We start from the raw sequence: 10,851 nt of genomic DNA, 5'->3' as shown, positions 1-10,851 counted from the left end.
CGGCGGGCCGCCGCAACCAGGCTGGCCCGCGCCCGCACCGCCGCCCGCACAGCCGCCCGGGCAGGTACCGGCCCCCGGGACCGCACCGTCGCCGGCTCCGGGCGCACCGCCCCCGGTGCCGCCGGCTCCCGCGGCGCCGCCTCCGCCACCCGCCGGGTACCGCCACACGGGCAACCTGGAGCCGTCGCCGACCGAATCCACCGGCCATATCCAGCTCTCCCGCGGCGCCCCGGTCGAGATACCCGCGCCCGGCGCCGATCCGGCACAGCTCGACGCGACCCGCGCCGCGGTGGCGGTGCTGCTGATCGGCCCGGCGGGCGCGGGCAAGACCACGGTCGCGCGGCACTGGGCCGAGCGCCGTGCCGTGCCCACCTCGCACATCAGCCTCGATGACGTACGCGAATGGGTGCACTCCGGCTTCGCCGACCCGCGGACCGGCTGGAACGACCACTCCGAGGCGCAGTACCGGCTCGCGCGCCGCACCTGCGGCTTCGCCGCCCGCAACTTCCTGGCCAACGGCATCTCCTGCATCCTCGACGACGCCGTCTTCCCGGACCGCCCCGTGGTCGGCCTGGGCGGCTGGAAGCGGCACGTGGGCCCCGGCATGATCCCCGTGGTGCTGCTCCCCGGCCTGGAGATCGTGCTGGAGCGTAACGCCGCACGCAGCGGCAACCGCCGCCTCACCGACGAGGAGGTGGCGCACATTCACGGCAGGATGGCGGGCTGGTACGGCTCCGGCCTGCCGATCATCGACAACTCCCGCCAGGACGTCGCCACCACGGCGCGGATGCTCGATGACGTCGTGGCCCGCAGCCTGGCCAGCCCGCCACCCTGGTGACGGACCCGGACCTCGGGCGGGCAAAAGCGGACGAATCCCCTGGTGCAGGCCCGATCCGGGCGCCGCGCGACACGCGCGTCTAGCTCGCACGGCCCCGCCTTCCCTGCCCTCCCGGGCGGGGCTCCGTACGCTCGGCAGTATGTCCGAGGTCCATGTGGCTCGCCGTGTCCTGCTCCGTGAGCGCTGCGCCGCGAGCGCCGCGCAGGACGGTCCCGCCGACGCGGTGCTGGTCACCCGGCCCGCCAACATCCGCTATCTCACCGGCCGTCCGCCGTACGGGGCGGCGCTGCTGCTCGGCCCGGACGGTGCCGACACCCTGCTCGGCCCCGCCGACGCGGGGCCGAGCCATTCCGGCGGCAGCCACCCCGGCGATGAGTTGCGAGCCGAGCAGCTCACCTCGCCGGAGGGCGATACGGCGGTCGCCGCCGCCGGCCTCGCCGCCACGGCCGGGGCGCGCAGCCTCGCCGTCGAGGAGCACCACCTCACCGTCGCGCGGCATCGCGCGATGGCCTCCGTCGCCGGTGGACTCCGGCTGACCGGCCTCGCCTTCCCCGTCGAACAGCAGCGGGTCATCAAGGACGACGAGGAGATCTCCGCGCTCCGGATCGCCGCCGAGATCACCGATCAGGCACTGGGGGAGCTGCTGGAGTCGATCCTCGTCGGGCGGACCGAGCGGCATCTCGCACTCGAACTGGAACGCCGCCTCATCGATCACGGTGCCGAGGGCTCCGCGTTTCCGACCTCCGTCGCCACCGGCCGCAACTCCGGTCTGGCGCAACACCGTCCCACGGACCGGCGGGTGGAGGAGGGTGACTTCCTCTCCGTACGGCTGGGTGCCCAATATCACGGCTACCGCTGCCAGATCGGCCGCACGTTCGTGATCGGAACCGCCCCCGAGGACTGGCAGGTCGAGCTGTACGACCTGGTCTTCGCCGCCCAGCGGGCCGGACGGGAGGCCCTCACACCCGGCACGGCCTGCAGCGATGTGGACCGGGCGGCCCGTCAGGTGCTGGCCGCCGCGGGGCACGGCGGAGCACTCGGCCCGGCCACCGGCCACGGGGTGGGACTGGAAATCGGTGAGGACCCTCGGCTGTCACCTGGTGCCATGGGTAAACTGGACGCTTGTGTGCCGGTCACCATCGAGCCCGGGGTCCACCTTCCGGGCCACGGCGGTGTCCGGATCGATGACACGCTCGTCGTCCGCCCCACGGCGGACGGCGGACCCGAGCTACTCACCATCACGACCAAAGAGCTGCTCGCTCTCTGACCTCCGACGGGGGTGACGGGGACGCGGCAGCCCTCTGGTTCCCGCAGCAGCAGTCTCAGGAGATTCCGCAACCGTGGCATCCACGAACGACCTCAAGAACGGCATGGTGCTCAAGCTCGACGGCGGCCAGCTCTGGTCCGTCGTCGAGTTCCAGCACGTCAAGCCCGGCAAGGGACCCGCCTTTGTCCGTACGAAGCTGAAGAACGTCCTGTCCGGCAAGACCGTCGACAAGACGTTCAACGCGGGCACCAAGGTCGAAACGGCGACCGTGGACCGACGCGGCATGCAGTTCTCGTACAAGGACAGCGAGTACTTCGTCTTCATGGACATGGAGACTTTCGACCAGATCCACATCGCCCCCGAGGTCGTCGGCGACACCGCCAACTACCTGCTGGAGGGCTTCGAGGCGACGGTCGCGATGTACGAGGGGAACGCGCTCTTCGTTGAGCTGCCCGCCGCCGTCGAGCTGACCATCGAGCACACCGACCCCGGCGTACAGGGCGACCGCTCCACCGGCGGCTCCAAGCCCGCGCGCCTGGAGACCGGCTACGAGGTCGGAGTGCCGCTCTTCATCACGACGGGCGAGAAGGTCAAGGTCGACACCCGTTCCGGCGAGTACCTCGGCCGGGTGAACGGCTAACCGTGGCAGCCCGTAGCAAGGCCCGTAAGCGCGCCTTCCAGATCATCTTCGAGGCGGACCAGCGCGGCAGCACCGCGCCTGAAGTCCTCGAGGACTGGATCCGGCACGCGCGGACCGACGAGCGGCAGCCGCCCGTGGGCGAGTACACGAGGGAGCTCATCGAGGGATACGCGCAGAACGCGCCCCGGATCGACGAGCTGATCTCGACCTACTCGGTGGGGTGGACGCTGGACCGGATGCCGGTCGCGGACCGCTGCATCCTGCGGCTGGCGGCCTACGAGCTGATCTGGTCCGAAGAGGTCCCCGAAGCGGTCGTCATCGATGAGGCGATGGACATCGCAAGGGAGTTCTCCACGGACGAGTCCCCGCCCTTCATCAACGGCCTGCTGGGCCGCCTGCAGGATCTCAAGCCGAGCCTTCGCCGCTGACGCGTCGCGAGGCGCATGCGAAAAGAGGCGCATGCGAAAGGCGCATGCGAAAAGAGGCGCACGCGAAAATCCGCCGCCCGTGTGCCGGCCCCTTCCGGGGCCGGCCACGGGCGGCGGCACGTTTCTTCGGCTGTCCCGCCGTCAGGCGGTCACGCGTCCTCGTGGGCGACGGCGCGGCGCGCGTCCGAGTCCAGCACGCCCCAGCTGATGAGCTGCTCGGTCAGCACCGAGGGCGACTGGTCATAGATCACGGCCAGGGTTCGCAGGTCGTCCTGACGGATGGAGAGGACCTTCCCGTTGTAGTCACCGCGCTGGGACTGGATCGTGGCCGCGTACCGCTGGAGCGGGCCCGCCTTCTCCGCCGGTACGTGCGCCAGCCTCTCCAGATCCAGCACGAGCTTCGGCGGTGGCTCCGCGGCCCCGCCCGGAGTGGTTCCCGGCAGCAGCTCCTGCACCGGCACACCGTAGAAGTCCGCCAGCTCGGCGAGGCGCTGAACGGTGACGGCACGGTCGCCGCGCTCGTACGAACCGACCACGACCGCCTTCCAGCGGCCCTGGGACTTCTCCTCGACTCCATGGAGCGAGAGGCCCTGCTGGGTACGGATGGCACGGAGCTTCGCTCCGAGCTGTTTGGCGTATTCGCTGGACATATGGCTCCCCGCGGACGAGAAATCGGTAACTCACTGTGAGGTTACGCAGCGTAATGTCCGCCGTCAAGCCGAACGCCTCGAACCCCCGCCTGAGCAGGGCGGACGAGCCCCCGGCCGAACCCGCTCCAGCCCCTGGTACCGTTGTCGACTGAAAGCTCAGACGTCCTTTAATGCCCGTCCCGTGAGGCGGGGAAGGAGGTCCATTCCCCATGGACAACGGCAGCGCAAGCGCCGGTCCGGCCCGCCCCGTACTGGAGGCGCCGGACATCGCGCGGGTCCTGACCCGCATCGCCCACGAGATCGTCGAACGTGCCAAGGGCGCCGACGATGTGGTGCTCCTCGGCATTCCCACCCGCGGTGTCTTCCTGGCCCGGCGGCTGGCGGCCAAGCTCGCGGAGATCACCGGCCGGGAGGTCCCGTACGGTTCCCTCGACATCACCATGTACCGCGATGATCTGCGGCTCGGCCCCGCCCGCGCCCTGGCGCGTACGGAGATCCCACCCGAGGGCGTCGACGGCCGGCTGGTGGTCCTCGTCGACGACGTGCTCTTCTCCGGCCGCACCATCCGCGCCGCGCTCGACGCCCTCGGCGACATCGGCCGCCCCCGCGCGGTACAGCTCGCCGTCCTGGTCGACCGCGGCCACCGGGAACTGCCGATCCGCGCCGACTACGTCGGCAAGAACCTCCCCACCTCCCTGCGGGAAACGGTCAAGGTCCAGCTCACCGAGGAGGACGGCCGCGACGGCGTGCTGCTCGGCGCCGCCGGGGCCGGCGTGCAGACCCACGGCCACAGCACCGCGCCGGTGAACGAAGCGCCGGCGGAGCGCTAGCGACCGGTTCGGCGCGCACGGGAGCCTCCGCGCCCGTACGGCGGGGCCGCACGCCCGTACGCCCCGTCATGCCGGACGTCTCACCCGATCCCGACACCCCACATCCGAACCCACGGACCACGGAAGGCAACAGATGAAGCGTCACCTCATCTCGGCCGCCGATCTCACCCGCGATGACGCCGTCCTGATACTCGACACGGCCGAGGAGATGGCCCGGGTCGCCGACCGGCCGGTCAAGAAACTGCCGACGCTGCGCGGCCGCACCGTCGTCAACCTCTTCTTCGAGGACTCGACGCGTACCCGGATCTCCTTCGAGGCCGCGGCCAAGCGGCTGTCGGCGGACGTCATCAACTTCTCCGCCAAGGGTTCCTCCGTCTCCAAGGGCGAGTCGCTGAAGGACACCGCGCTCACCCTGGAGGCGATGGGCGCCGACGCCGTCGTCATCCGGCACCACGGCTCCGGAGCCCCGCACCGCCTCGCCACCTCCGGCTGGATCGGCGGTTCCGTCATCAACGCCGGCGACGGCACCCACGAGCACCCCACCCAGGCCCTGCTGGACGCCTTCACCATGCGCCGCCGCCTCGTGGGCGGCGAGGGGCAGGACCTGTCCGGGCGGCGCATCACCATCGTCGGCGACGTTCTGCACAGCCGCGTCGCCCGCTCCAACGTCCATCTGCTGAGCACCCTCGGCGCCGAGGTGACCCTGGTCGCGCCGCCGACACTGGTGCCCGTCGGGGTCGGATCCTGGCCGTGCGAGGTCAGCTACGACCTCGACGCCGTCGTCGCCAAGTCCGACGCGGTGATGATGCTGCGCGTCCAGCGGGAGCGGATGAACGCGGCGTTCTTCCCGACCGAGCGTGAGTACTCCCGCCGGTACGGCCTGGACGGCCAGCGGATGGCACGGATGCCCGAACACTCCGTCGTGATGCATCCCGGCCCGATGAACCGCGGGATGGAGATCACCGCCGAGGTCGCCGACTCACCCCGCTGCACAGCCGTCGAACAGGTCGCCAACGGCGTCAGTATCCGGATGGCCGTGATGTATCTGCTGCTGGGCGGCGCCGAGCCCGCCGTGTCCGGCTCCCCGATCAGCTCCCCAGCCGCGGAAACAGCCGCCCGTACCGAGGAGAACGAGCCATCATGACGCGAAAGACCCTGATCCGCGGCGCCCGGCTGCTCGGCGGCGAGCCGCAGGACGTACTGGTCGACGGGGAGACCGTCGCCGAGGTGGGCGTGGGGATCAGCGCCGCCGGCGCGGAGGTCGTCGAGGCGGACGGCCGCATCCTGCTGCCCGGCCTCGTCGACCTGCACACCCACCTGCGCGAGCCGGGCCGCGAGGACTCCGAGACCGTGCTCACCGGCACCAGGGCAGCCGCCCGGGGCGGCTTCACCGCCGTGCACGCCATGGCCAACACCTTCCCGGTCGCCGACACCGCCGGGGTCGTGGAACAGGTGTGGCGGCTGGGCCGGGAGTCGGGGTACTGCGACGTGCAGCCCATCGGCGCCGTGACGGTCGGCCTCGAGGGCAAGCAGCTCGCCGAGCTCGGCGCCATGCACGATTCCGCGGCCGGCGTCCGCGTTTTCTCCGACGACGGCAAGTGCGTCGACGACGCGGTGATCATGCGCCGGGCACTGGAGTATGTGAAGGCCTTCGACGGTGTCGTCGCCCAGCACGCCCAGGAGCCCCGGCTGACCGAGGGCGCCCAGATGAACGAGGGCGCCGTATCCGCCGAGCTGGGTCTGGGCGGCTGGCCGGCCGTCGCCGAGGAGTCGGTCATCGCCCGCGACGTGCTCCTCGCCGCACACGTCGGCTCCCGCGTGCACATCTGCCACCTGTCCACGGCGGGCTCCGTCGAGCTGGTCCGCTGGGCCAAGTCCAAGGGCTGGCAGGTCACCGCGGAGGTCACCCCGCACCATCTGCTGCTCACGGACGAGCTCGTACGCTCCTACGACCCCGTCTACAAGGTGAACCCCCCGCTGCGTACCGAGGCCGACGTGACGGCCCTGCGCGAGGCGCTCGCCGACGGCACCATCGACTGCGTCGCCACCGACCACGCCCCGCACCCGTACGAGGACAAGGACTGCGAGTGGGGCGCGGCGGCCATGGGCATGGTCGGCCTGGAGACGGCGCTCTCGGTCGTCCAGCACACGATGGTGGAGACCGGGCTGCTCGACTGGGCGCGGATCGCCGACCGGATGTCCCACCGCCCGGCCGCCATCAGCAGGCTGCCCGGCCAGGGCCGCCCGGTCGCCGCCGGTGAACCGGCGAACCTGCTGCTCCTCGACCCCGACTACCGTGGACAGGTGGACCCCGCGGGCTTCGCCTCCCGCAGCCGCAACACCCCCTATGAGGGCCGCGCACTGCCGGGACGCGTCACGCACACCTGGCTGCGGGGCAGAGCGACGGTCGTGGACGGGAAGCTGGCGTGAACGCACTATTCCAACTGGCCGGTCCCGCCGAGCAGAGGTCGCAGGAGGTCACCGACTGGGCGGCCCGCATCGGCTGGGTCATCGGTCTGCTGCTCTTCATCGCGCTGCTGTACTGGCTGATGCGGCAGGGCTGGAAGTGGCGCGGCACCCTGCAGTCCGAGCTGCCCGAGCTGCCGGCAGCCCCGCCGGAGCCGAGTGCGGCGCGCCGGAGGCTGGAGGGCCGCTATCACGGCTCCACCAGCGCCGGGCAGTGGCTCGACCGGATCGTCGCCCAGGGTCTCGGCACCCGCAGCCGCGCCGCGCTGACGCTCACGGACGACGGCCTCGACGTTCTGCGGCCCGGGGCGCGCGACTTCTTCATCCCGGCCCGGCAGCTGCGCGGCGCCAGGCTGGAGAAGGGCATCGCCGGCAAGGTGCTCACCGAGGACGGCCTGCTGGTGATCACCTGGGAGCACGGCGGCAAGCTGCTCGACTCGGGGTTCCGCTCCGACCGGGCCGCCGAGCACACCGCCTGGGTCGAGGACATCGTCCGCATGACCGACGAGATGACCGACGAGATGACCGACGACGGCACCACCGATGCTGCCGCCACCACGCACGACCGGAAGGGCGCATCATGAGGACCGCCGCCACCGGCCCGGGGGCCGCCAGGACTCCCGCCGTACTCGTACTGGAGGACGGCCGCAGCTTCCGCGGCCGCGCCTACGGCGCCGTGGGGGAGACCTTCGGCGAGGCCGTCTTCAACACCGGCATGACCGGCTACCAGGAGACCCTGACCGACCCCTCCTACCACCGGCAGGTGGTCGTGATGACCGCCCCGCACATCGGCAACACGGGCGTCAACGACGAGGATCCCGAATCCGGGCGGATCTGGGTCGCCGGATACGTCGTCCGCGACCCCGCGCGCAAGCCCTCCAACTGGCGCTCCGTACGCACCCTGGACGAGGAACTCATCGCCCAGTCGGTCGTCGGCATCAGCGGCGTCGACACCCGCGCCCTCACCCGCCATCTGCGGGAGCGCGGCGCGATGCGGGCCGGCATCTTCTCCGGCGAGGCCGCCGCCGCCGGCGAGGCGGCGCTGCTGGAGCGGGTACGTTCCGCCCCCGCGATGGCCGGTGCCGACCTGTGCGGCGAAGTGGCCACCCAGGAGCCCTACGTCGTGCCGGCCATCGGCACCCGGCGCTTCACCGTGGCCGCGATCGACCTCGGCATCAAGGGCATGACCCCGCACCGGATGGCCGAGCGGGGCATCGAGGTGCACGTACTGCCCGCCGACGCCACGGCCCAGGACATCTACGCCGTGCGCCCCGACGGGGTGTTCTTCTCCAACGGCCCCGGCGACCCCGCCACCGCCGGGCACCCGGTCGCGCTGATGCGCGAGGTGCTGGAGCGCGGCACACCGCTGTTCGGCATCTGCTTCGGCAACCAGATCCTCGGCCGCGCGCTCGGCTTCGGCACCTTCAAGCTGAAGTACGGCCACCGCGGCGTCAATCAGCCCGTGCAGGACCGCGTCACGGGCAAGGTCGAGGTCACCGCGCACAACCACGGCTTCGCCGTCGACGCGCCGCTGGAGACGGTCAGCGAGACCCCGTACGGGCGAGCCGAGGTCTCCCACGTCTGTCTCAACGACAACGTGGTCGAGGGCCTGCGGCTGCTGGACAGGCCCGCCTTCAGCGTCCAGTACCACCCCGAGGCGGCGGCGGGACCCCACGACGCCTCCTACCTCTTCGACCGCTTCGTCGCACTCATGAGCGACGAACAGCACGGCAGCACACAGCACATGGAGGGCCAGCGTGCCTAAGCGCACCGACATCCAGTCCGTTCTGGTGATCGGCTCCGGCCCGATCGTCATCGGTCAGGCCGCCGAGTTCGACTACTCCGGAACGCAGGCCTGCCGGGTGCTCAAGGCCGAGGGCCTGCGCGTCATCCTGGTCAACTCCAACCCGGCCACGATCATGACCGACCCGGAGATCGCCGACGCCACGTACGTGGAGCCGATCACGCCGGAGTTCGTCGAGAAGATCATCGCCAAGGAGCGCCCGGACACCCTGTTGCCCACTCTCGGCGGCCAGACCGCGCTGAACACCGCGATCTCGCTGCACGAGGCCGGCACGCTGACGAAGTACGGCGTGGAGCTGATCGGCGCCAACGTCGAGGCGATCCACAAGGGCGAGGACCGCGACCTGTTCAAGGACGTGGTCGCCGCCGTCCGCGCCCGTACCGGGCACGGCGAGTCCGCCCGCTCGGTCATCTGCCACTCCATGGACGAGGTATTGGCCGGGGTCGGCGAGCTGGGCGGTTACCCGGTCGTCGTGCGCCCCTCCTTCACCATGGGCGGCGCCGGCTCCGGCTTCGCGCACGACGAGGAGGAGCTGCGCCGGATCGCCGGACAGGGCCTGACTCTCTCGCCGACCACCGAGGTGCTGCTGGAAGAGTCCATCCTGGGCTGGAAGGAGTACGAGCTGGAGCTGATGCGCGACAAGCACGACAACGTCGTGGTCGTCTGCTCCATCGAGAACTTCGACCCGATGGGCGTGCACACCGGCGACTCCATCACCGTCGCGCCCGCGATGACGCTCACCGACCGCGAGTACCAGACGCTGCGGGACATCGGCATCGCCGTCATCCGCGAGGTCGGCGTCGACACCGGCGGCTGCAACATCCAGTTCGCCGTCGACCCGGCCGACGGGCGGGTCGTCGTCATCGAGATGAACCCCCGCGTCTCTCGCTCCTCCGCGCTCGCCTCCAAGGCCACCGGCTTCCCCATCGCGAAGATCGCGGCGAAGCTGGCCGTCGGCTACACACTGGACGAGATCCCCAACGACATCACGGAGAAGACCCCGGCGTCCTTCGAGCCCAGCCTCGACTACGTCGTGGTCAAGGCACCACGGTTCGCCTTCGAGAAGTTCACCGGCGCGGACGACACCCTCACCACCACCATGAAGTCGGTGGGCGAGGCGATGGCGATCGGCCGTAACTTCCCCGAGGCGCTGAACAAGGCGCTGCGTTCGCTGGAGAAGAAGGACAGCCAGTTCGACTTCGTCACCCCCGCCGGTGACAAGGCGGCGCTGCTGGAGCGGGCCGCCCGGCCGACCGACGGCCGTATCCAGACCGTCATGGCCGCCATCCGGGCGGGGGCCACCCAGCAGGAGGTCTTCGACGCCACGAAGATCGACCCCTGGTTCACCGACCAGCTCTTCCTGATCAACGAGGTCGCCGAAGAGGTCGCCGCGGCGCCCGAACTGAGTCACGGGCTGCTGGCCGAGGCCAAGCGGCACGGCTTCTCCGACGCCCAGATCGCCGCCCTGCGCTCGCTGCGCGAGGACGTCGTACGCGAGGTACGGCACGCCCTGGGCATCCGGCCGGTCTTCAAGACGGTCGACACCTGCGCCGCCGAATTCGCCGCCCGTACGCCCTACTTCTACTCCTCCTACGACGAGGAGAGCGAGGTCGCCCCGCGCGAGAAGCCGGCGGTGATCATTCTCGGCTCGGGTCCCAACCGCATCGGCCAGGGCATCGAGTTCGACTACTCCTGCGTGCACGCCTCCTTCGCGCTCGGCGAGGCGGGCTACGAGACCGTGATGGTCAACTGCAACCCGGAGACCGTCTCCACCGACTACGACACCTCCGACCGGCTCTAGTTCGAGCCGCTCACCCTGGAGGACGTGCTGGAGATCGTGCACGCCGAGAAGGCGGCCGGGCCCGTCGCGGGCGTCCTCGTCCAGCTCGGCGGCCAGACACCGCTGGGCCTCGCCCAGGCGCTCAAGG

Annotated in this window: 10 protein-coding genes and 1 pseudogene; 10 read left to right on the top strand and 1 reads right to left on the bottom strand. The window is 70.9% G+C overall.

Annotated elements, in window-relative coordinates; all coding sequences use genetic code 11:
• From ACRDP3_RS07850 to nusB, 4 genes are all read left to right on the top strand, one after another.
• Positions 1-838: AAA family ATPase (locus ACRDP3_RS07850; RefSeq protein ID WP_431516120.1), on the top strand; the 838-nt coding region annotated here is incomplete at its 5' end.
• Between the two features lie 139 nt (positions 839-977).
• Positions 978-2,105 (top strand): M24 family metallopeptidase, encoded by a 1,128-nt coding sequence (locus ACRDP3_RS07845; protein WP_431516119.1) that lies wholly within the window; start codon positions 978-980, stop codon positions 2,103-2,105.
• Positions 2,106-2,178: 73 nt separating this feature from the next.
• Positions 2,179-2,745 (top strand): elongation factor P, encoded by a 567-nt coding sequence (gene efp, locus ACRDP3_RS07840; protein WP_431516118.1) that lies wholly within the window; start codon positions 2,179-2,181, stop codon positions 2,743-2,745.
• A 2-nt stretch (positions 2,746-2,747) separates the two neighbouring features.
• Positions 2,748-3,173 carry a transcription antitermination factor NusB gene (gene nusB / locus ACRDP3_RS07835; protein WP_431516117.1) on the top strand — a complete coding sequence of 142 codons (426 nt, stop codon included), beginning with the start codon at positions 2,748-2,750 and terminating at the stop codon, positions 3,171-3,173.
• 149 nt (positions 3,174-3,322) lie between these two features.
• Here the strand turns inward: nusB and bldD are convergent, their stop codons facing one another.
• Positions 3,323-3,823 (bottom strand): transcriptional regulator BldD, encoded by a 501-nt coding sequence (gene bldD, locus ACRDP3_RS07830; RefSeq protein WP_431516116.1) that lies wholly within the window; start codon positions 3,821-3,823, stop codon positions 3,323-3,325.
• Between the two features lie 209 nt (positions 3,824-4,032).
• On the opposite strand from bldD, the gene pyrR reads away from it, so the two are divergent.
• The 6 genes and pseudogenes from pyrR to carB form a co-directional block, all read left to right on the top strand.
• Positions 4,033-4,653 (top strand): bifunctional pyr operon transcriptional regulator/uracil phosphoribosyltransferase PyrR, encoded by a 621-nt coding sequence (pyrR, locus tag ACRDP3_RS07825; protein WP_431516115.1) that lies wholly within the window; start codon positions 4,033-4,035, stop codon positions 4,651-4,653.
• A 133-nt stretch (positions 4,654-4,786) separates the two neighbouring features.
• Positions 4,787-5,797, top strand: a complete 1,011-nt coding sequence (locus ACRDP3_RS07820; RefSeq protein ID WP_431516114.1) for an aspartate carbamoyltransferase catalytic subunit — start codon at positions 4,787-4,789, stop codon at positions 5,795-5,797.
• Positions 5,794-7,083 carry a dihydroorotase gene (locus tag ACRDP3_RS07815; RefSeq protein ID WP_431516113.1) on the top strand — a complete coding sequence of 430 codons (1,290 nt, stop codon included), beginning with the start codon at positions 5,794-5,796 and terminating at the stop codon, positions 7,081-7,083. Before ACRDP3_RS07820 ends, ACRDP3_RS07815 begins: the two co-directional genes overlap by 4 nt.
• Positions 7,080-7,703 (top strand): hypothetical protein, encoded by a 624-nt coding sequence (locus tag ACRDP3_RS07810; RefSeq protein WP_431516112.1) that lies wholly within the window; start codon positions 7,080-7,082, stop codon positions 7,701-7,703. Before ACRDP3_RS07815 ends, ACRDP3_RS07810 begins: the two co-directional genes overlap by 4 nt.
• Positions 7,700-8,884 (top strand): glutamine-hydrolyzing carbamoyl-phosphate synthase small subunit, encoded by a 1,185-nt coding sequence (gene carA, locus ACRDP3_RS07805; RefSeq protein WP_431516111.1) that lies wholly within the window; start codon positions 7,700-7,702, stop codon positions 8,882-8,884. The genes ACRDP3_RS07810 and carA overlap by 4 nt, the downstream gene beginning before the upstream one ends.
• Positions 8,877-10,851 (top strand): annotated as a pseudogene (gene carB / locus ACRDP3_RS07800) (carbamoyl-phosphate synthase large subunit); the annotation flags it as partial. The gene carA and the pseudogene carB, both read left to right, overlap by 8 nt.

This window comes from Streptomyces sp. (assembly GCF_050698815.1).
GTDB lineage: Bacteria > Actinomycetota > Actinomycetes > Streptomycetales > Streptomycetaceae > Streptomyces.
This window is presented reverse-complemented; position numbering and strand designations above follow the sequence as displayed.